15 protein-coding genes are annotated in these 20,957 nt (G+C 64.2%); all 15 read left to right on the forward strand.

All coding sequences use genetic code 11. The features are described from left to right. The first annotated feature begins 81 nt into the window (after positions 1 to 81). A complete protein-coding gene (locus JFN93_RS24120; RefSeq protein WP_199386946.1) occupies positions 82 to 2,148 on the forward strand; it encodes an alpha-1,4-glucan--maltose-1-phosphate maltosyltransferase in 2,067 nt (688 codons plus the stop codon). Between the two features lie 11 nt (positions 2,149 to 2,159). Beyond that, positions 2,160 to 5,492 (forward strand): maltose alpha-D-glucosyltransferase, encoded by a 3,333-nt coding sequence (gene treS, locus JFN93_RS24125; protein ID WP_199386947.1) that lies wholly within the window; start codon positions 2,160 to 2,162, stop codon positions 5,490 to 5,492. Then, complete coding sequence (locus tag JFN93_RS24130; protein ID WP_199386948.1) at positions 5,489 to 5,815, forward strand: hypothetical protein; 327 nt, start codon at positions 5,489 to 5,491, stop codon at positions 5,813 to 5,815. The genes treS and JFN93_RS24130 overlap by 4 nt, the downstream gene beginning before the upstream one ends. 535 nt (positions 5,816 to 6,350) lie before the next feature. Continuing rightward, entirely contained in the window at positions 6,351 to 7,496 is a 1,146-nt protein-coding gene (locus tag JFN93_RS24135; protein ID WP_199386949.1) for a hydrogenase small subunit, read from the forward strand. Positions 7,497 to 7,498: 2 nt separating this feature from the next. Then, positions 7,499 to 8,512, forward strand: coding sequence for a hydrogenase 2 operon protein HybA (hybA, locus tag JFN93_RS24140; protein WP_199386950.1), 1,014 nt, complete (start codon positions 7,499 to 7,501; stop codon positions 8,510 to 8,512). A 2-nt stretch (positions 8,513 to 8,514) separates the two neighbouring features. Continuing rightward, positions 8,515 to 9,768, forward strand: coding sequence for an NrfD/PsrC family molybdoenzyme membrane anchor subunit (gene nrfD, locus JFN93_RS24145; RefSeq protein ID WP_199386951.1), 1,254 nt, complete (start codon positions 8,515 to 8,517; stop codon positions 9,766 to 9,768). A gap of 82 nt (positions 9,769 to 9,850) precedes the next feature. Beyond that, positions 9,851 to 11,551: a nickel-dependent hydrogenase large subunit gene (locus JFN93_RS24150; protein ID WP_199386952.1), complete on the forward strand. Its 1,701-nt coding sequence runs from the start codon at positions 9,851 to 9,853 to the stop codon at positions 11,549 to 11,551. Positions 11,552 to 11,771: 220 nt separating this feature from the next. Beyond that, positions 11,772 to 12,929: a class I SAM-dependent methyltransferase gene (locus JFN93_RS24155; protein WP_199386953.1), complete on the forward strand. Its 1,158-nt coding sequence runs from the start codon at positions 11,772 to 11,774 to the stop codon at positions 12,927 to 12,929. Further along, positions 12,926 to 13,561, forward strand: coding sequence for an HAD family hydrolase (locus JFN93_RS24160; protein WP_236021947.1), 636 nt, complete (start codon positions 12,926 to 12,928; stop codon positions 13,559 to 13,561). Before JFN93_RS24155 ends, JFN93_RS24160 begins: the two co-directional genes overlap by 4 nt. A gap of 168 nt (positions 13,562 to 13,729) precedes the next feature. Continuing rightward, complete coding sequence (locus JFN93_RS24165) at positions 13,730 to 15,121, forward strand: aspartate ammonia-lyase (RefSeq protein WP_199386954.1); 1,392 nt, start codon at positions 13,730 to 13,732, stop codon at positions 15,119 to 15,121. Between the two features lie 111 nt (positions 15,122 to 15,232). Continuing rightward, complete coding sequence (locus tag JFN93_RS24170) at positions 15,233 to 15,454, forward strand: NifU family protein (protein WP_199386955.1); 222 nt, start codon at positions 15,233 to 15,235, stop codon at positions 15,452 to 15,454. Between the two features lie 113 nt (positions 15,455 to 15,567). Further along, entirely contained in the window at positions 15,568 to 16,755 is a 1,188-nt protein-coding gene (locus JFN93_RS24175; protein WP_199386956.1) for a phospholipase D-like domain-containing protein, read from the forward strand. Between the two features lie 167 nt (positions 16,756 to 16,922). Beyond that, a complete protein-coding gene (locus JFN93_RS24180; protein ID WP_199386957.1) occupies positions 16,923 to 19,271 on the forward strand; it encodes an endonuclease MutS2 in 2,349 nt (782 codons plus the stop codon). 41 nt (positions 19,272 to 19,312) lie between these two features. After that, positions 19,313 to 20,233 (forward strand): dihydrofolate reductase, encoded by a 921-nt coding sequence (locus JFN93_RS24185; RefSeq protein WP_199386958.1) that lies wholly within the window; start codon positions 19,313 to 19,315, stop codon positions 20,231 to 20,233. A 47-nt stretch (positions 20,234 to 20,280) separates the two neighbouring features. Further along, entirely contained in the window at positions 20,281 to 20,919 is a 639-nt protein-coding gene (gene recO, locus JFN93_RS24190) for a DNA repair protein RecO (RefSeq protein ID WP_199386959.1), read from the forward strand. The last annotated feature ends 38 nt before the right edge of the window (positions 20,920 to 20,957 follow it).

The following is a 20,957-nucleotide window of genomic DNA, read 5'->3' on the forward strand; positions in this document are numbered from 1 at the left end:
AGGGGAGTGGTCTTGAGCAAGGCGGTGGATTTTCCAGCGCCGCTTTTATTTTCAATGGCAATCGCGTAACGGGGGACCCCCATGAAAGACGACCTTGGCACCGCACGACGAGAAGAACCGCGCCCCTGCCGGCAGGACAGCTCGCTTCTCTCCGCCCAATGCATCGTCCCCCCGTCCTCGGGACGGGTGGTCATCGAGGCGATCTGGCCCCAAGTCGGGTGCGGACGTTTTCCGGTAAAAAGGGTGGCCGGCGAGGAACTCACCGTGCAGGCGGACGTCTTCTGCGACGGGCACGACGAGGTGGGAGCGCTCCTTTTGTTCCGCCGCAGAGACTCCGAGCAGTGGCAGGAGCGCCTGATGCGGCGCCAGGAGGACGACCGGTGGGAGGGAAATTTTTCCCTTCCCGATACCGGCGCCTATATCTATACGGTCGCCGGCTGGGTGAACCACTACCGCACCTGGCAGAAGTCGCTCCAGAAAAAGCACCAGGCGGGGCAGGACGTCCGGGTGGAGATCGCCATCGGGGCCAAGCTGATCCGCTCCGCCGCGGAAACCGCGCTGGGCGATGACGCGGTCCGGCTCCATTTCCTGGCCCAGACCCTGGAGCAGGAGCACAACCGCGACCGGGCCGTCGAACTCGGGCTCGATCAGGAAATCGCCCGTTTCATCGACGAGCACTCGGGGCGCCCGTTTCTGGTCCGCTACCACCAGGAGTTCGAGGTCCAGGTGGACCGGGACAAGGCGCTCTTCAGCAGCTGGTACGAGCTCTTCCCCCGTTCCTGCAGCGCCGATCCCGGGCGCCACGGCACCTTCACGGACGTCGCGAAGCTCCTTCCCGATCTTGCGGAACTCGGTTTCGACGTCCTCTACCTCCCCCCGATCCATCCGATCGGGACGACCAAAAGGAAGGGGAAGAACAACGCCGTTGTCGCCGAACCGGGGGATCCCGGCTCCCCGTGGGCCATCGGCGCGCCGGTGGGGGGACACAAGGCGGTGCATCCGGAGCTCGGGACCCTGGACGATTTCCGGGACCTGGTGAGCCAGGCGCAGCGCCACGGCATCGAGATCGCCCTCGACATCGCCTTCCAGTGCTCGCCGGACCACCCCTACCTGAAGAGCCATCCGGAGTGGTTCCTGTGGCGTCCGGACGGTACCGTGCAGCACGCCGAGAACCCGCCCAAAAAGTACGAGGACATCATCCCCTTCCATTTCGAAAACCCGAACTGGAAGGAGCTTTGGGAAGAGCTGAAAAGCGTGATCCTCTTCTGGGTCGAGCAGGGGGTCCGCATCTTCCGGATCGACAACCCCCACACCAAGCCGCTTCCTTTCTGGGAGTGGCTCCTTTGCGAGGTGAAGAAGTCCTGCCCGGAGGTCCTGTTCCTCTCCGAGGCGTTCACCCGGCACAAGGTCATGTACCGCCTGGCCAAGCTCGGCTTCAGCCAGTCCTATACCTACTTCTCCTGGAGAAACAGCAAGGCGGAGCTGACCGCGTACGTCGATGAGCTCGTGCACGGCGAGGTGCGGGAATTTCTGCGCCCCAATTTCTGGCCCAATACGCCGGACATCCTCCCGGAGCCGCTGCAGTACGGCGGCCGCGCGGCGTTCATGATCCGCTTCATCCTCGCCGCTACCCTCTCCTCAAGCTACGGCATCTACGGCCCGGTCTTCGAGCTCTGCGTGGGCGAGGCGGTGGAGGGGAGCGAGGAGTACCTGCATGCGGAGAAGTACGAGGTCCGGGCCTGGGACCGCGACGCCCCCGGGAACATCCGCCGGCTGGTGGCGCAGGTGAACCGGATCCGGCGCGAAAACGAGGCGCTGCAGGATACCTTCAACGTCCGTTTCCACCACTGCACCGACGACAACGTCGTCTTCTTCGGTAAAAGCAGCCGCGACGGCTCCAACGTCATCCTGATCGCGGTCAGCCTCGACCCGTTTCGCCCCCACCAGACCGAGGTGCGGGTGCCGATCGAGGACCTCGGGATCCCCCCCGGGGCTCCCTACCCGGTGCACGACCTCCTCTCGGAGGAAAAGTTCATCTGGGAAGGGGACTGGAACCGGATCGAACTGGATCCCGCCGCCCTTCCGGCCCGCATCCTCAAGATCCGCCCCCGGCTGCGCAAAGAGGTCGATTTCGACTATTACCTATAAGCGAGGCCGCCATGCCGATGAGGAACCAGGAAAACCTGCTCTGGTACAAGGACGCCATCATCTACGAAGTCCACATCCGGAGCTTTTGCGACTCAAACGGCGACGGGATCGGGGACTTCCGGGGGCTTTTGAGCAAGCTCCCCTACCTGCGCGACCTGGGGATCACCGCCATCTGGGTCCTCCCCTTCTACCCCTCGCCGCTCAAGGACGACGGCTACGACATCGCCGACTACATGAACATCCATCCGGACTACGGCACCCTGCGCGACTTCCAGGATTTTCTGCGCGGGGCGCACCGGCTGGGGATGCGGGTCATCACCGAGCTGGTCTTGAACCACACGTCGGACCAGCATCCCTGGTTTCAAAGGGCCCGCCGGGCCCCCCCCGGCTCCGCCTGGCGCAAGTTCTACGTCTGGAGCGACACCCAGGAGCGCTACGCCGACGCCCGGATCATCTTCAAGGACTTCGAGACCTCCAACTGGTCCCGCGACCCGATCGCGAAGTCGTACTACTGGCACCGCTTCTACGCGCACCAGCCCGACCTGAACTACGACAATCCCAAGGTGCACCAGGCGATGTTCAAGGTGATCGATTTCTGGCTCGGGATGGGGGTGGACGGGCTGCGCCTGGACGCCGTCCCGTACCTCTACGAGCGGGAGGGGACCAACTGCGAGAACCTCCCCGAGACCTACGCCTTCTTGAAGAAGCTGCGCGCCTACGTCGAGGAGCGCTACCCGGGGCGGATGCTTTTGGCCGAGGCGAACCAGTGGCCCGAGGACGCCGCCTCCTATTTCGGGGCGGGGGACGCCTGCCAGATGGCCTTCCATTTCCCGCTCATGCCCCGCATGTTCATGGCGGTGCAGATGGAGGACTCCTTCCCGATCGTGAACATCATGCAGCAGACCCCGGCGATCCCCCAGCCGTGCCAGTGGGCCCTGTTTCTGCGCAACCACGACGAGCTCACCCTGGAGATGGTGACCGACGAGGAGCGGGACTACATGTACGGAATCTACGCCAAGGACCCGCGGGCGCGGATCAACCTCGGCATCCGGCGCCGGCTCGCGCCCCTCATGGGGAACGACCGGCGCAAGATCGAGCTGATGAACGTGCTGCTCTTCTGCATGCCGGGTACCCCGATCATCTACTACGGCGACGAGATCGGCATGGGGGACAACTACTATCTCGGCGACCGCAACGGGGTCAGGACCCCGATGCAGTGGTCCCCGGACCGGAACGCCGGCTTTTCGGCGACCAACCCGCAACGGCTCTACCTCCCGGTGATCATCGATCCCGAGTACCACTACGAGGCGCTCAACGTCGAGAACCAGGCGAAGAACCCCTCCTCGCTTTTGTGGTGGATGAAGCGGATGATCGACCTGCGCAAGCGGTACAAGGCGTTCGGCTGGGGGACCCTGGAAATGGTGCCGCTGGAGAACCCGAAGATCCTCGCCCTGGCGCGCCGTTTCGAGGACCAGCTCATCCTGGTGGTGATCAACCTCTCCCGCTTCCCCCAGTTCGTGGAGATCAACAACCCGCGCCTGACCGGCTACGTCCCGGAAGAGATGCTCGGCCACACCCGGTTCCCCGCCATCAAGGAGTCCCCCTACGTGATCATCTTCGGCCCCTACGACTACTATCTCCTCCTGATGCGCCCCGCCGAGGATCTGACCGCCCACACCACCGAGCTCTCGGCGGCCGAGTTCAGCGTCGCCGGGAGCTGGGAAGCGGTCTTGAAAGGAAAGGCGCTGGCCCAGCTCGAACAGGCGATCCTGCCCGCCTATCTGAGAAAGGTCCGCTGGTTCCAGGGGAAAGGGCGCATCATCGGCCGGACCGCCATCCGGGAAACCATCCCGCTCCCCATCGACGGAGGGACCGTCTTCATCCTCTTCATCGAGGTGGTCTACAGCCAGGGGGTGACGGAGACCTATCTCCTCCCCCTGCACCATCTGCCGGAGAGCGAGGCGGAGGCGCTGATCAAGGACGCCCCAGGCGCGGTTCTCGCCCACCTCAAGGTGGACGACAGGCCCGGGATCCTCTACGACGGGCTGTACCACGCCGATTTCCGGGAGGCGCTCTTCGATATGGTGACCCGCAGGAAAGGGCGCAGCCGCGGACGGCTGGTGGGGGTTCCGGCCCAGGCGCTGCCGCGGCTTCTGGCCCAGGCCAGGGCACCACTCCCCTCTCAGGTGGTCAAGGCGGAGCAGAGCAACAACGCGGTCCTCTACGACAAGAGCTTCTTCCTGAAACTCTACCGGCGCCTGGAGGAGGGGGTGCATCCCGAGACCGAGATCGGGCGGTTTCTCACCGACCGCTGCAACTTCGACCACGTGGCCCCCCTGGCCGGAACCCTGGAATACCAGCGTCCCGGCGCGGAGCCGATGTCGATCGCCCTGCTCCAGGGGTTCGTTCCCAACCAGGGGGACGCCTGGACCTTCACCCTGAGCGAGATCGCGCAGTTTCTGGACCGGGTGCTGGCGCACCGGGCCGAGAGCCGCATGACCATCCCCCCCGTCCCGGTCGCGGCCTCCCCCGCCTTCAACGACCTGATCGGGGGGGTATATCCGGAGATGGTGGCGCTTTTAGGGCGGCGGACCGCGGAGTTCCACCTCGCCCTCGCCTCCCGCGGCGACGATCCCGCCTTCGCTCCGGAGGCATTTTCCCTCTTGTATCAGCGCTCCGTCTTCCAGTCGCTGCGCAGCCGGGCCAAGCGGGTCCTCGACCTCGCGCGCAAAAACCTCCTCTCGGTGAGCGAGGAGGTGCGCCCCGACCTGGAGCACCTGCTGGAACTGGAACCGCAGATCCTCGCCGCCCTGCAGCGTTTCACCGACCACAAGTTCTCCGCCTGGAAGACCCGCACCCACGGCGACTTCCATTTGGGACAGGTCCTTTTTACCGGCAACGACTTCTTCCTGATCGACTTCGAGGGGGAGCCGTCCAAGACCCTTTCCGGGCGTCGCATCAAGCTCTCACCGCTGCGTGACGTGGCCGGGATGATCCGCTCCTTCCACTACGCATCCGTCGCCGTAATCATCCAGAACAGCCACCTGCGCGAGGAGGACCGCCCCTTCCTCGAACCGTGGGCGGAGGCCTGGAGCCGGCACCATGCCGCGCTTTTCGTCGAGGCCTACCTGAAGCATCTGGGGGATTCGCCGCTGATCCCCAAGGCGCCCGAGGACCTCGACACGATGCTCGACACCTTCCTTCTGGAGAAGGCACTCTACGAACTGGGCTATGAGCTCAACAACCGGCCCGACTGGGTCGAGATCCCGCTGCACGGCATCTTCGAGCTGGTCGCCAAGGCGAGCCCGAAAGGGCCCCCGGGAGAGAAAGGAGAGAAACCATGATCAGCGCTAGGAGGTGGCTTGAAGGAAAAGGATGCCCGGGGACCGGGAAGGAGCCGACGGCAGGCAAAACCGCGCCGGTCCAGACCGGTACCGGTAAAGAGCCCCCCGGCGGCCGCCGCGGCCGGGTCGGCGCCTTGATCTGGCTGCTGCTCGCTGCAATCGTCGCCGGCTCGCTCTCCGGCTGTGTTTGGGCCGTCGACGGGGACGAAGGACGCGACTACGACCACCGGGACCAGCGCGACTTCCGGGACCGGGATCATGATCGAGACCGCGAACACGACCGGGACCACGGCCGGGATAACGACTGGTACCGGGGAAGGTGAATCAGTGATCGGCAGTCGGTGAACCGTAATCAATGGACGTGTGACAAAGCCCGTTTCGGCTGGAACGGGCTTTGTCGTTTTTGGACGGCCGAGTCACGACCGAGACAGAGGGCCTCAGATTGGTTGACACAATGGCTCCTATGACTTGTCGCGATGACGCCTATGTCATGATGCAGCCTCATTTTTCAGTCATAAGGACGGTTCGGTAATGAAATTTCCTCATTTGTTCTACTGGATTTTACTATCAAAGGTGATAGTGTTCATGAGGCATCTGTGAATCAAAATTCACCAATACTAAAATAAGTGTCGAATTTTCGACACCTTAAGCCGCCGAGACGAACCGATCCAGGGCAATAAATCACAAACGGTCATTAAAAGTCGCTTTCATCGCAATAGAACAGATCTGATCCAACGGCTGGATTCGACAAACCCCAATGGGGAGAGAAAGGGGGATAGAACTGCGGTAGGTGTCATCGTTTTGCTCGAACCCGGCTCCATCTGAAACATGTAATGGACGGTTATATCGGAGGCGAACATGAAGACACGAGAACTCTTGCCGCCGGAATTGCAAGCCGGAGGCATCACACGCAGGGACTTCCTGAAGTTCTGTTCCGTCATGGCGGTCGGCATGGGCCTGCCCTTGGGTGCGGGGGTCAAAATGGCCGAAGCGATCGCGAACCCGAGGCGCCCCCCGGTGATCTGGCTCTCCTTCCAGGAGTGCACCGGCTGCGTCGAATCGCTGCTGAGGTCCAACCACCCGACCATCGAGCACCTCATCCTCGACCTCATCTCCCTCGACTACTCCGAGACCTTGAGCGCCGCCGCCGGCCACCAGGCCGAGGCCGCTAAGAACAAATCCATCACCGAAAACCGGGGCAAGTTCATCCTGGTCGTCGACGGCGCCATTCCCACCAAGGACCAGGGGATCTACTGCAAGATCGCCGGCAAGACGGCGCTCTCGATACTCCAGGAGACCGCCCCCTACGCCGCCGCAGTGGTCGCCATGGGGTCGTGCGCCTCGTGGGGCGGGGTCGCCGCGGCGGGGAGCAACCCGACCGGTGCCAAGGGCGTTCCCGAGATCCTGAACAAGACCAAGGTCGTCAGCATCCCCGGCTGCCCCCCCAACCCCTACAACCTCCTATCCACGCTCATCTACTACATCACCTACAACCGCCTCCCGGAACTGGACGAGAAGGGGCGGCCCAAGTTCGCCTACAGCCGGCTCATCCACGAAAACTGCGAGCGGCGTCCGCATTTCGACGCCGGCCGGTTCGCGACCCAGTTCGGCGACGACATGCACCGCAAGGGGGCCTGTCTCTACAAACTCGGCTGCAAGGGGCCGGAAACCTACGCCAACTGCCCCTCGGTCCTCTTCGGCGAGACCGGTGCCGGCACCTGGCCGGTCGGTATCGGCCACCCCTGCTTCGGCTGCACCGAGAAGGGGGTCGGCTTCGCCGAGCCGCTGCACCAGATGGCCAACGTGAAAGGGCTCACCCCGCCGGTCTTTTTCGGCGAGGCCTTCCCCAACAAACCCGGGATCTCCCCCGGCATCAAGGCGCTTGCTGCCGGCTCGGCCGGGATGGCCATCGGCGTGGGCGGCACCGCCATGCTGACCGGGCTGAAACGCAAGGACGATGACAAGGGGGACCAGGACCGAAACGACGGCAGCAAGGGGGTGTAGCCATGACGGTCAGCAGAAGGAAATTTCTGAAAATCGTCGCCAGCTCGGGAGGCGCCCTGGTCGCCTCCGGCGTCCCCCTGGCTCCCCAGGCCCAGGCGCGGGTGTCGACCGTACTCCCCCCCCAGGCGACCGGCCTGCTCTACGATGCGACCTTGTGCGTCGGGTGCAAGGCCTGCATGGTCAACTGCAAGACCCAAAACAGCGTCCCCGGCGGCGCCCTCTACAAGAGCGGGTGGCCGATGCCCCCCTACGAGAACGGGGACATCAAGCTCAACAACGGGATCTGGGACGCCCCGCGCGAGCTCTCCGGCAAGACGCTCAACATCATCAAGGTCTACAAAAACGGCAGCGCCGAGGTGAAGGACCGCGCCATCAACGGCTACGCCTTCTTCAAGCAGCAGTGCCTCCACTGCGTCTCCCCGGCCTGCGTTTCGGTCTGCCCCGCCGGCGCCTTCCGCAAGGACCCGGTCAACGGCGCGGTCTACTACCTCGCCGACCGCTGCATCGGCTGCCGCTACTGCCAGCTCGCCTGCCCCTTCGGCGTCCCGCGCTACGAGTGGGACTCGGCCTGGCCGGAGGTGAGAAAGTGCCAGCTCTGCCGGCACCGCCAGGCGGAAGGAAAGATCGCCGCCTGCGCCGAAGCCTGCCCTACCGGCGCGACCATCTTCGGCAAGGTCCTCGACCTGCGCGAGGAGGCGAAACGGCGCCAGGCGCTCCGCCCGGGCGACGAGTACCCGTTCCCGATCCAGAAGGTCGGCGCGCGGGAAACCACCCTGCGTCCGATCGCCCACTACACCGACGGGATCTACGGTCTGGTCGAAGCGGGGGGGACGCAGAACCTCATGCTCTCCGGGGTCCCCTTCGAGCTCTTGGGGTTTGGGAGGAACATCGCCAAGTACGATCTGCCGCGTCTTACCTGGGCCTACATCGCCAAGATCCCCTGGGTTTTCCTCGGCGTCTTTGTCGGTGGCACCGCCATATACAAGATGACCCACCGCAACGATAAGGAGGGTTAGCCATGATCGACATGACACGGTTTGCGGGACAGAAGTGCGGCACCCTCCTGAACAAGCTCCTGGACGACTCCATCAGCGAACACCTGGGGATCAAGCTCGTCACCCCCTTGACGGTGGTGCTGGTGTTCCTGCTCCTGCTGTCGGTGCCGGTGGCGGGCTACCGGCTCCTCTTCGGGATCGGCGCGGCGAGCAACCTCAACGACAGCTGGCCCTGGGGGCTCTGGATCGGCTTCGACGTCCTGGGGGGGGTCGCCATGGCGGCCGGCGCCTTCATGATCGCCGGGGCGGTCTACATCCTCAACCTGAAGAAGTACAAGTGCATCGCCCGGGCCGCGATCCTGAACGCCTTCTTCGGCTACCTCCTGGCGGCCATCTCCATCACCCTCGACGTCGGGCGTTCCTTCGTCATCTGGCACCCGCTGGTGATGTGGCAGGTGAACTCGGTCATGTTCATCGTCGCGCTGCACCTCGTGCTGTACCTCTCCACGCTGGCCACCGAATCGAGCCCGATGGTGCTGGAAAAGATCGGGTGGGAGCGGGGGCTGAACGCGGTGCACCGGATCATGGTGGGAGCGGTCATGTTCGGGGTGGCCCTCTCCCTTTTGCACCAGTCCTCACTGGGCGCGAACTACCTGATCGTACCGGGGAAACTCTCCCCGCTTTGGTACAACAAGCAGCTCCCCTACATGTTCCTGGTCTCCGCCCTGATGATGGGCTTCTCCATGGTGAGCTTCGAGACCATCCTCACCAGCAAGGTCTTCAAGCATGACGTTCCCCATGACGTCCTGGTGGGGCTTTCCAAGGGGATCCTCTACACCGGGACCTTCTATTTCTTCTTCAAGATGTACGAACTGCTCACCGGCCCAGGCCTTGCGCTCGTTTTCGACGACAACCTCGAGGGGATGATGTGGCTCATCGAGATGGCGGTGGGGGTGGTGCTCCCGGTGTTCCTCCTCGCGCTCCCCAGCGTGCGCCGCGACAAGGAGAAGATGTTCGCCGCGGACATACTGGTCGTCTTCGGGGTGCTCTTCAACCGGCTCAACGTCAGCATCTTCGGCGTGGCGCGCTACGCGACCCGGGCCGGCGGCGACTATTTCCCCTCGATCATGGAGTTCACCCTCACCATCGGCATGATCGCCTTTGCCGTCCTTGGGTTCAAGCTCTGCGCCAAGTACCTGCCCCTCTTTCCGGACCACCAGGAATCGGCCCATCCTCCGGGAACGGCCTCCGCTGCAGCGCCGCGCGCGCCGGAGTAGGGGACTGGCTCGGAAGGTACCGGTCCCCCGGCGCTTCCGCAAGACAACGGGCTTCTTATCAATGTCATAGAAGGAGGAGATCATGGCCACGCGAATCAGCATCGATCCGGTCACCCGGATCGAGGGGCATTTGAAGATAGATTGCGAGGTTGACGGCGGCAGGGTTACCAAGGCCTGGTCGTCGGGGCAGATGTGGCGGGGGATCGAGGTCATCCTGAAGGGGAAGGACCCGCGGGAGGCTTGGCTCTATACCCAGCGGATCTGCGGCGTCTGCACCACGGTCCACGCCATCGCCTCGGTCCGCTCGGTGGAAAACGCGCTGAACCTGGAGGTCCCCAGAAACGCCCAGTACCTGCGCAACATCATGATCGCGGCGCACGCGATCCAGGACCACATCGTGCACTTCTACCACCTCTCCGCGCTGGACTGGGTGGACGTCACCTCGGCGCTCAAGGCGGACCCGAAGAAGACCGCGGCCTTGGCCCAGAACATCTCCAACTGGCCGATGAACAGCGCGCAGGCCTTCACCGACGCCCAGGACAAGATCAAGGCGACGGTGGACAGCGGCCAGCTCGGGATCTTCACCAACGGCTACTGGGGGCACCCGGCGATGAAGCTTCCCCCCGAGGTGAACCTCCTCGCCGTGACCCACTACCTCCAGGCGCTCGACATCCAGAGAAAGGCGAACATGATCGTCTCCATCCTGGGTGGCAAGACGCCGCACATCCAGAACCTGGCCGTGGGCGGGGTGGCGAACCCGATCAATACCGACTCCCCCTCCACCCTGACCGTGGAGCGGCTCTACTACCTGAAGACCCTGATCGACGAGCTGGGGAGCTTCGTGGAGGAGGTCTACTTCCAGGACGTCTGCGCCATCGCCGCCCACTATCCCGACTGGACCAACTACGGCGCCGGGGTGACCGACTACCTCTCCGTCCCCGAGTTCCCGGTCGATGCCGCCGGGACCGTCTTCGATCATCCGGGGGGCTTTCTCCCCGGCGGCGACCTGAGCAGTTTCCATCAGATCAAGAACATGAAAGACGGCTTCGTCCGGGACGGCATCCAGGAATCGGTGAAACACGCCTGGTACCAGGGCGATGCGAGCCGTCCCCCCTGGGAGGGGGAGACCGAGCCCCACTACACCGACTTCCAGGACCACGGCAAGTACTCCTGGGTCAAGGCACCGACCTTCCAGGGGAAACCGGCGCAGGTAGGGCCTTTGGCGAACGTCCTCTGCATGTACGCCGCGGGGCACGCCCGGACCCGCCGCTACACCGACCGCGCCCTTTCGGCCATCGGGACCATGGTGGGGGGCGAAGTCCCGATCAAGGCGCTCCATTCGACCTTGGGGCGCCACGCGGCGCGCGCGGTGCGGACCGCCGTTTTGAAGGACACCCTGAAGGACCAATGGCAGTACCTGATGGAAAGCATCGGCAACGGTGACAACCGGACCTTCAACCCGCCCGAATTCCCGAAGGGGGAACGCAAGGGGGTGGGGTTCCACGAGGCGCCGCGCGGCGTGCTGTCGCACTGGATCGTGATCAAGGACGGGAAGATCAAGAACTACCAGGCGGTGGTTCCGTCCACCTGGAACGCCAGTCCCCGCAACGGACAGGACGTTCCGGGGCCGTACGAGGCATCGCTCATCGGCACCCCGGTCGCCGATCCGGAAAAACCGCTCGAGGTGTTGCGCACCGTCCACTCCTTCGACCCCTGCCTCGCCTGCGCGGTGCACATGATCGACCCGCAACAGAAGGAACTGGTACGGATTCGGGTGAGATAACCCGGACATCTTCGCCGCCCTGAGACGCAAAAGGCCCCGCCGAACCCGGCGGGGCCTTTTTGCATTCATGTGGTCGAACGGTCGCTGGATGGATTCTCCATCAGATCGGCTCGGGCGCGGCTTATCCGGCGGGAGCGTCTTTCCCCCGGCTCCCCGCCCGCCTCCGCGTTGACAAAGAAAAGGCTATCCCTTATAAGTAATGCTCTTCAGGAGGCTGACTATGGCTGAAACCTCGGAAAACCAGCTCGAAAAACGCATCAAGGACCGGATCCGGAAGGAGGGGAAGATCACCTTCGCCTCGTACATGGAGATGGCCCTCTACGAACCGGAGCTCGGCTACTATACCTCCCCCGGCCGCAAGGTCGGCGCCGAGGGGGATTTTTACACCAGCATGAACGTCCACGGCGCCTTCGGTCGCCTGGTCGCCCGGGAGATCTGCCGTTTCTGGGAGATCCTCGGCTCCCCGGACACCTTCACCGTCGCGGAGGCGGGAGCCGGCGGCGGACAGCTCGCCCAGGACATCCTCGACGCGATCGTGGAGTTCAGCCCCGCGCTCTACGAGCGGCTCACCTACCGGCTCATCGAGAAGGAGCCCTCCCTCAAGGAGGTGCAGGTGATGCGGCTCGCCAGCCACCGCGAGAAGCTCGCCTGGAGCGCGCCGGAGGACCTCGGCTCGGAGAAACTCCGCTTCACCGGCTGCCTCATCTCCAACGAACTCTTCGACGCGATGCCGGTCCACCTGGTGGAGATGACCAAGGATGGGCTCAAGGAGGTTTTCGTCGGGGAAAACGAGGGCGCCTTGGCCGAGTACCTCGAGCCCCCTTCCACCCCGGATCTGGCGGCGCACCTCGAGAAATACCACGTGCAGCTCTACCCGGGGCAGCGCGGGGAGATCAACCTGGTGGCGCCGCAGTGGGTGGCCGGGGTGGCGGCTTCGCTGGAGCGCGGTTTCGTCCTGACCGTGGACTACGGCTACCAGACCGAAGAGCTCTACGCGCCGCACCGCAAGGAGGGGACCCTCCTTTGCTATCACAAGCACACCACCGGGGAGGATCCCTACCTCCTGGTCGGCGAGCAGGACATCACCACCCACATCAACTTCTCGCAGCTGATGCAGGCCGGCGAGGAGGTGGGACTGAAAACCGTATGGTATGGCGAGCAGTACCGCTTCCTGCTGGGGGTGGGACTGATGGAAGAGCTGATGCGGCTGGAGGCGATGGCCGAGACCGAGGAAGAGAAGCTCAAGCACCGGCTCGCCCTGAAGAAGCTCATGCTTCCCGAAGGGGGGATGGGTGACACCTTCAAGGTGCTGATCCAGGCCAAGGAAGTGGATAATCCCCAGCTTCTTTGCATGCGCAAGTGGGGGAACCTCTTTTGACCGAGCTGTTGCCGAGCTTTGCCAGGATCCGCGCGATCGTGTTCGACCTCGACGGGACCCTCTACCAAAGCGACCAGCTTGGTGAGGAGGTCAATCTCGCTGCCTGCCGCTACGCCGCCGACCTGCAGGACGTGTCCGTCGAGGAGGGGTTTACCCGGATCGAGTCGGAAAGGATCCGCCAGAAGGAATCCGGCGGCACCCTTTCCAAGGCGATCGAAGCGCTGGGGGGAACGCTCCAGGAACTGCACCAGCGGCTGAGCGACGAGGTGCATCCCGAGGGGGTGCTCGCCCCCGACCCGCGGGTGCTCAAGCTCCTGCAGGACCTCGGCGCGCGCTACGAACTGGTGATCTACACCAACAACAACCGCGCCCTCTCCGCCCGGATCATGAAGGAGATCGGGGTCTACGGGATGTTCGCCCGGACCTACACCATCCAGGACTTCTGGCGCCCCAAGCCGGACCGCGACGCGCTCAGCACCATCCTCAAGGAGATCGGACACCCTCCGGAAGAGGTCCTCTTCGTGGGGGACCGCTACGACGTCGATCTCAGGCTCCCCCGGGAGCTCGGCTGCCCGGTGCTGGAGTCGCAGACCATCGAGGAACTGCTGCAACTGCGGGAACTCTGCAAATAAACCAACAGGGGGGCGGGCACATTAAAAAGTGCCTGTCCCCTTTTCATTTAAAGGGGTAGCATTAAAGAAGCCGATCGTTGTTTGAACCGGTTCGCGCTTAATGCTCAGCAGGACCATTACCTCCCTCCACTTCAAGAAGAGGGTGGTGATTAAGAGGGAGGATCCGCCATGACGACTCGCACCGAAAAGGACACGATGGGGAACGTCGAGGTCCCCGCCGATGCTTACTATGGAGCCCAGACCCAGCGGGCGCGCACCAACTTCCCCATCTCGGGCCTCAAGCCCCACCCGGCGCTGGTCCGCGCCACCATCCGCATCAAGAAATGCGCCGCGAAGGCGAACCTCGCCACCGGCCGGCTCGACGCCGCCGTCGGCAAGGCGATCGTGCAGGCGGCCGACGAAGCGCTCTCCGGCGCTTTCGCCGATCATTTCGTGGTCGATCCGTTCCAGGCCGGCGCCGGCACGTCGCATAACATGAACGTGAACGAGGTGCTCGCCAACCGCGCCGAGGAGATCCTGGGCGGGGAACGCGGCAGCTACCGCAGGGTGAACCCCAACGACCACGTCAACATGGCCCAGTCCACCAACGACGTCTTCCCGACCGCGATGCGGCTGGCGGCACTGGAGATGATCCGGCTCCTGAAAACGGAAGTGGAAGGGGTGGTCGGGGCGCTGCGGAAAAAGGGGACGGAGTTTGACGGCATCCTGAAGTCGGGGCGGACCCACCTGCAGGACGCGGTGCCGATCCGGCTCGGCCAGGAGTTTGCCGCCTATGCCCTGGCCGTCGAAAAGAACCTGGCCGGGATCGAACGGGGGGTGCCGCAACTGGCCGAACTGGGGATCGGCGGCACCGCGGTCGGCACCGGCTTGAACGCCGAACCGGCCTACATCGACCTCGTGGTTAAGGAACTCGCCGCCGAAACGGGGCTGCCGCTGGTGCGCGGCGCCAACCTCGTCGAGCGGATGCAGAACATGGACCCCTTCGTCGCCTTGAGCTCGAGCCTCAAGGGGCTCGCCGTCAACCTCACCCGGATCGCCAACGACCTGCGGCTCCTCTCCGCCGGGCCCCGCACCGGCTTCCACGAGATCAACCTCCCCGACCTGCAGCCCGGCTCCTCGATCATGCCGGGGAAGGTGAACCCGGTGATGGCGGAGGTGACCGACATGGTCTCCTTCCAGGTGATCGGCTGCGATCTCGCCGTCACCATGGCCGCCCAGGCGGGACAGATGGAGCTCAACGTGATGATGCCGGTCATCGCCTACAACATCCTCTTCGCGATGGAGATCCTGAAGAACTGCCTGCACCAGCTCACCACCCTCTGCCTGGAGGGGATCACCGCCAACGAAGAGCGCTGCCGTTTTTTCCTGGAACAGTCGGTGGGGCTCGCCACCGTGCTCGCCCCCCGCATCGGCTACGCGGCGGCGGCCGAGGTCGCCAAAGAATCGGCCCAAACCGGGAAAAGCATCCGGAGCGTGATCCTGAAAAAGGGGCTCTTGACCGATGCGGAACTGGACCAGGTACTGGCGCCGCTGCCGCTCACCTCGCCGGGAGTACATTGATCGGGGCTTTTTTTCCTTTACTTTTTCCCTCGGGATTTTTAATCTTTGATTCGGAACCGCAATCCTATAGAATAAGACAGCAGTTCAGCCCAAGAAGACACGGAGAGTATCATGATTGAAGAAGTAAAAAAGGTACTGGAAACCATCCGGCCGGCCCTGCAGGCCGACGGCGGCGACGTTGATCTTGTTGAAGTTACCGATGACGGCGTCGTCAAGGTGAAACTGGTTGGTGCATGCGGCCACTGCCCCATGTCCACCATGACCCTTAAGATGGGGATCGAGCGTACCCTCAAGGATAAGGTGCCCGGCGTTAAGGAAGTCGTTTCCGTCTAACCCGCCCCTTAACCCCGCTTGTGTGACACCGGAAGCGCGGAGGTCTGTTGTTCCTCCGCGCTTCTGATGTTCTTCGCGCCCTCCTTCAAGCTGCACGCTTACCATAAATGCCTATGACCAGCGCGCGCCGAAAAAGAAAGAAGCTGCTCTTCCACTCCCAGAGGTTCTTTGACCTTTTCAAGAGGAATACGGAAGCGACCTCGTTTCTTGACAATCGCGCGACGCTGTTTCGTCATGGATTCCAGTTCTTTCCGGCCCTTCTGGATGCGATTTACCGCGCCCAGGTGAGCGTCTGTCTCGAGTTCTACATGATCTGCGACGACGAGACGGGGCGCGCCGTCGCGGAAGCCCTCCTGGACGCGGCACACCGGGGAGTGCGGGTCTACTTCCTCTACGACTACATCGGCTGTTTCGATACCCCCGCCGCCTTTTTCAAGCGGCTGAGCAAAGGGGGGGTGCACTGCGCATCGTTCAATCCCCCGCCGTTTCGTTGGGGGCTCTCCTGGCTCGACAAGCGCAACCACCGCAAGGTGGCGATCATCGACAGCTGGTGCGCCTTCACCGGCGGGCTCAACATCGGCAACGCCTACTCCGGCTGCGGCGAGCCGTTCAAGAGATGGCGCGACGTCGGGATCCAGATCGAAGGGCTGGCGGCGCTCGAGCTGCAGCGGCTTTTCTGCCAGAGTTGGGAGGCCGAGGTCGGCAAGGCGCCCAACTGCGGGGTTCCGGGGAGCGCCCCGGAGAGTTTCGGCGATGCCAAGGTGATGATCATCAGCGGCGGGCCGCACCACAAGCGCTCCTTCATCCGCAGCGCCTTCCGGGTCGCCATGGCCGGGGCCTCCGAGAGCATCACCATCGCCAACCCCTATTTCGTTCCGGGCCCGCGGGTAATCCGCTCCATGCTGCGTGCCGCCGGCCGCGGGGTGCGGGTGCGGCTCCTCCTGCCGCTCAAAAACGACGTGCCGCTGGTCCGGCTGGTGAGCCGGACCTACTACGCGCAGCTTTTGCGGTGCGGGATCGAGATTTACGAGCTGAGCGCCGCGGTGCTGCACGCCAAGGTGCTCCTGGTCGACGACTCCTGGGCCATGGTCGGCTCGGCGAACATGGATCAGCGCAGCTTCCACCGCAACTACGAGTTGAACGTGGTGGTGGACAGCCACGATTTCGGGCAGCAGGTCGCCGAGATGCTGGAAGCGGACCTGAGCGGCGCGCGCCGCATCGCCCTGCACGAACACGAGCGGCGCGGCTGGCCGGTCCGCTTGCTGGAGCGCCTCTGCACCCCGGTCAGCTGGTTTCTGTGACATAGTGGGCCGCGCTTCCCTCACCCACCCCTCTCCCGGCGGGAGAGGGCGCATCGGTTTTACAAGGTATTGAAGGAAAACGAGCGCCTGGATCACGCCGGCAGGTACGCCATGCCTCACTGATCCAGGCGCCATTGTTGTTTAAGTCACCACTCCCGGAGCAGTTAATGATCGACAAGGAAGTTCTCAGGCGGCTGGAATTCGACCGCATCCTCGAAACGGTCGCCGCATTTGCCCACTGCGAGGCGTCGCACGCCGAAGCGCTCGCCATCGTCCCCCTTACCGACCGCGCCCGGGTCGAGCGCCGCTTCGGGCTGGTGGACGAGATCCGTCGCCTCTCCCGGATGGGAATCGCGCTGAAGCTCGACCTCTTTGCGGACATCACCCCCCAGTTGAGCAAGGTGCGCCCGCTCGGCGCGGTCCTCTCCCCGATCGAGCTCGCGCACTTCATCCCGACCCTGCGGGTGATGGCGACGGTCTCCCGGCAGATCGCCTTCAGAAACGACACCCCGCTCTTGCAAGAAGACGCCGGCATGATCACCGGCTTCGCCGATATCTTAAACCCGCTCGAACACACGGTGAATTCGGAAGGCGAGATCCTCGACACCGCCTCGCGGCTGCTCGCCGACATCCGGGGGCGCAAGCGCGGTCTCACCACGCGGATCCATCGCCGCCTGGAGGAGATCGTCCGGGAGCGGCACACCGCCATTTTCCTGCAGGCCGAGTTCATCACCCAGCGCTCCGGCCGCTGGGTCATCCCGGTCCGCATGGACTCCAAGGGGATGGTCCCCGGCGTGGTGCACGATGTCTCCAACTCCGGCGAGACCGCGTTCATGGAACCGCTCGAGATCATCCACCTAGCCAACGAGCTGGAAAACCTGGTCGCCGACGAGCGTGCCGAGGAGATCCGGATCGTCCGGCAGATCTGCGACTGGATCCGCGAGGACGCCGAGCCGATGCTGCAGCAGTTCCGGGCGCTGGTAAACCTCGACCTCCTCAACTGCATCGCGCTCTTCTCGGACCGGCTCACCTGCGAGACCCCGCTCCTCGCCGATACGCCGCGGGTATCGCTCAAAGAGGCCCGGCACCCGATCCTGACCCTGATGGGGAAAGAGGTGGTGCCGCTCGACCTGGAACTTGCCGAAGCTGACCGCGTCATGGTCGTGACCGGCCCCAACACCGGCGGGAAGACCATCGCCATCAAGAACGTCGGGATCCTCACCCTCATGGCGCAAAGCGGGATGCCGATCCCCGCCTCCCCCGACTCGGTCCTCCCCTTCGTCGAGCACATCCTGGTCGACATCGGCGACGAGCAGTCGATCGAGGAAAGCCTCTCCACCTTTTCGGCGCACATCTCCAAGATCGCCTCGATCCTGGAAGGGGCGAACCGCTCCACGCTGGTCCTCCTGGACGAGCTCGGCACCGGCACCGAGCCGGGACAGGGCGCGGCCATCGCCTGCGCGGTACTGAAGGAACTCAAGGACAAGGGCGCCCTCGTGGTGGCCACCACCCACCTCACCGAGATCATCGGGTTCGTGCAGCGGGAGCCGGGGATGGTGAACGCCGCCATGGCGTTCGACCGGGAGCAGCTCTCCCCGCTGTACCGGCTCACCCAGGGCGAGCCTGGTGAATCGCACGCCCTGGAAATCGCCCGGCGCTACGGACTGCCGGAGCGGGTGGTCGAGTTTGCCCGCAGCATGGTCGGCACCATGCAGGCGGACTTCCACCTGCTGCTGCGCGATCTCAAGGAAAAGAGCGCCCAATGGGACCGCAAGCTCGACGAGCTCGCCTGTCGCGAGGAAGCCGTGGTCCGCAACGAGCAGAGCCTGAAGGAAAAGCAGGCCCGGACCGACGCGATCCTGAAAGGGGCCAAGGAAAAGGGGCTGCAGGAGGCCCAGGAGATCATCCGCAAGGCGCGCCGCGAAGTAGCCGCCATCATGGAAGAGGCGCGCAAGGAAAAGGCGCGCGAAGCCAGAGCGCTGCTGGACCAAGCCGCGGTGCAGGTCGAGGAGCAGTTGGCCGAGCTGCAGCCGGAACGGGAGCTGCCGCCGGCGAAGGTGGAGGCCGGTGAGCTGGTCTTTGTCAAACCGCTCAACACCGATGCGCGGATCGTGTCGGTCGATCCCCGGGGCGAGCGGGTCCGGGTGCGGGCGGGGAGCATGGAACTGGAGGTTGCGGTCGATGCCCTTTCCAAGGCGCGCGGTGGCAAGGAGAGGGCGCCGGCCCCCCGCCCGAGGAAGAAATTGCCGCAGCAGGAAGAGCGTAACGAGCCGAAGGCCGAGATCCTGCTGCTCGGGATGCGGGTCGAGGAAGCGTTGGAACAGCTGGAGCCATTTTTAAACCACGCCTCGGTGGACCGGATGCGGGAAGTCCGGGTGGTGCACGGCAAGGGGACCGGGGCACTCATGAGGGGGGTACGCGAATTCCTGGAAGGACACCCGCTGATCGACTCCTACCGCACCGGGGAACGGTACGAGGGGGGCGACGGGGTAACGATCGTCACCATGAAGCAGTAGAGCGGCAAAGAAGCCACTTCGCAGCACCGAGGATTAAAGCCATGATCATCTCCATGATTGCCGCGATGTCCGAGAACAGGGTCATCGGGAGCGGGGGGAAACTCCCCTGGAACATCCCCGCCGATATGGCACGCTTCAAGGCGCTCACCATGGGTCATGTCGTGGTAATGGGGCGCAAGACCTTCGAAAGCATCGGCCATCCCCTGCCCGGGCGCACCAACATCGTCCTCTCCCGCTCCAAGACGGCCATCGAGGGGTGCGTGGTCGCAGGGAGCCTGGAGGAAGCTATCAACGCCGCGGACGGGGAGGAAGAGCTTTTCATCCTGGGGGGTGCGAACGTCTTCCGGGAAGCGCTCCCCCTGGCCCACCGGATCTACCTCACCATCGTCCACCAGAACCTTGACGGAGACGTCTTCTTCCCCGAGCTCCCCGACACCTTCCTGGAAATCCGCCGGGAGGCGCTTCCCGGCACCACCCCGGCCTGCAGCTTTACCATCCAGGAGAAGGTGGAACCGCTGCCGCTCAGCGGAGATGCCGACGCACTGGTGCGAAAGGGGCAGGCCGCCCTCAAGCGCGAGCTTCATTACCTCGCCCGCAGCTGTTTCCAACAGGCCTCGGCCCTCCGTGAGACCCCGGAAACCTCATCCTTTCTGGCCTTTTGCATGGTCAAGAGCAGCGGAGACATCCCGGCCGCGCTCGACCTCGCCCGGGGGGCCGTCGAGCAGGAACCGCACAACCCGCTCCTCTACCTCAACCTCGGCCGGGTCCAGATCCTCGCAGGGCAAAAGGAGGCGGCCCTCGACACCTTCCGGCGCGGGATCAAGGCCGGCGGCGGGGCCGAGCTCATCGCGGAACTCGAACGCTACGGCACCCGACGGCCGCCGCCGATAAAGTCGCTTTCCCGCGGGCATTTCCTCAACAAGTACCTCGGCATCCTGCTCTACCGGCTCGGGCTGCGCTAGGCTCATGAGGCGTTGACTCGGCTCGGCGCAAGTGCTAGTTTCAACCGATGCGCAAAGCCGAAGCCGATGCCATAATCCTGCGCCTTACCGACTACGGGGAGGCGGACCGGATCGTTTCCTTCTTCACCCTGCAGCACGGGCGGATCTCCGGCATCGCGCGCGGGGCGAAGAAGAGCCACAAGCGCTTCGGCGGCGCCCTCGAAGCCTTCGCCTATCTGAACCTCCAGCTCAACCTCGGTCCCGGCCTCGCCACGGTCACCAGCACCGACATCGTCAGTATCTTTCCGGCCATCCGCAAGGAGCTCCCCAAAATCGGCTATGCCGCCTACGCCTGCGAACTCGTGGAGCGGCTCACCCCGGAAGGAGAAGAAAGCCCCCGCCTGTTTCGGCTGTTGCTGCGCTACCTGGAGTGGCTCGACCAGGCTCCCCCCTCCCCTTCCGACCGGCGCTTCTTCGCCGTCAACCTCCTCAAGATCCTCGGCTACCAGCCGGAGCTGGACGGGATGGGGATCTCCGACGCGACGGCGCTGCTTTTGGAGCGAGCCATGCAGACCGGGCGCTTCGGAGCGGTCGTCTTCCCGGAGGCTGCGCTCAAGGAAGCGGATTCCCTGCTTGATCCCGCCATCGCCATCCACCTGGAACGCCCACTGAAGTCCCTCGCCTTTCTGTCCATGACCGGGGAGTAGGCCAACCCGGTGCTCTTCCTCGTTCCCAAGCTCCACCT

Source organism: Geomesophilobacter sediminis (assembly GCF_016458275.1).
Taxonomy (GTDB): Bacteria; Desulfobacterota; Desulfuromonadia; order Geobacterales; family Geobacteraceae; genus Geomesophilobacter; species Geomesophilobacter sediminis.

Coding starts and splice junctions, on each gene's coding strand:
- JFN93_RS24130 (WP_199386948.1), top strand. CDS start 5,489: ATGATCAGCGCTAGGAGGTGGCTTGAAGGAAAAGGATGCCCGGGGACC.
- JFN93_RS24135 (WP_199386949.1), top strand. CDS start 6,351: ATGAAGACACGAGAACTCTTGCCGCCGGAATTGCAAGCCGGAGGCATC.
- nrfD (WP_199386951.1), top strand. CDS start 8,515: ATGATCGACATGACACGGTTTGCGGGACAGAAGTGCGGCACCCTCCTG.
- JFN93_RS24175 (WP_199386956.1), top strand. CDS start 15,568: ATGACCAGCGCGCGCCGAAAAAGAAAGAAGCTGCTCTTCCACTCCCAG.
- treS (WP_199386947.1), top strand. CDS start 2,160: ATGCCGATGAGGAACCAGGAAAACCTGCTCTGGTACAAGGACGCCATC.
- JFN93_RS24120 (WP_199386946.1), top strand. CDS start 82: ATGAAAGACGACCTTGGCACCGCACGACGAGAAGAACCGCGCCCCTGC.
- JFN93_RS24165 (WP_199386954.1), top strand. CDS start 13,730: ATGACGACTCGCACCGAAAAGGACACGATGGGGAACGTCGAGGTCCCC.
- JFN93_RS24170 (WP_199386955.1), top strand. CDS start 15,233: ATGATTGAAGAAGTAAAAAAGGTACTGGAAACCATCCGGCCGGCCCTG.
- hybA (WP_199386950.1), top strand. CDS start 7,499: ATGACGGTCAGCAGAAGGAAATTTCTGAAAATCGTCGCCAGCTCGGGA.
- JFN93_RS24185 (WP_199386958.1), top strand. CDS start 19,313: ATGATCATCTCCATGATTGCCGCGATGTCCGAGAACAGGGTCATCGGG.
- recO (WP_199386959.1), top strand. CDS start 20,281: ATGCGCAAAGCCGAAGCCGATGCCATAATCCTGCGCCTTACCGACTAC.
- JFN93_RS24150 (WP_199386952.1), top strand. CDS start 9,851: ATGGCCACGCGAATCAGCATCGATCCGGTCACCCGGATCGAGGGGCAT.
- JFN93_RS24155 (WP_199386953.1), top strand. CDS start 11,772: ATGGCTGAAACCTCGGAAAACCAGCTCGAAAAACGCATCAAGGACCGG.
- JFN93_RS24180 (WP_199386957.1), top strand. CDS start 16,923: ATGATCGACAAGGAAGTTCTCAGGCGGCTGGAATTCGACCGCATCCTC.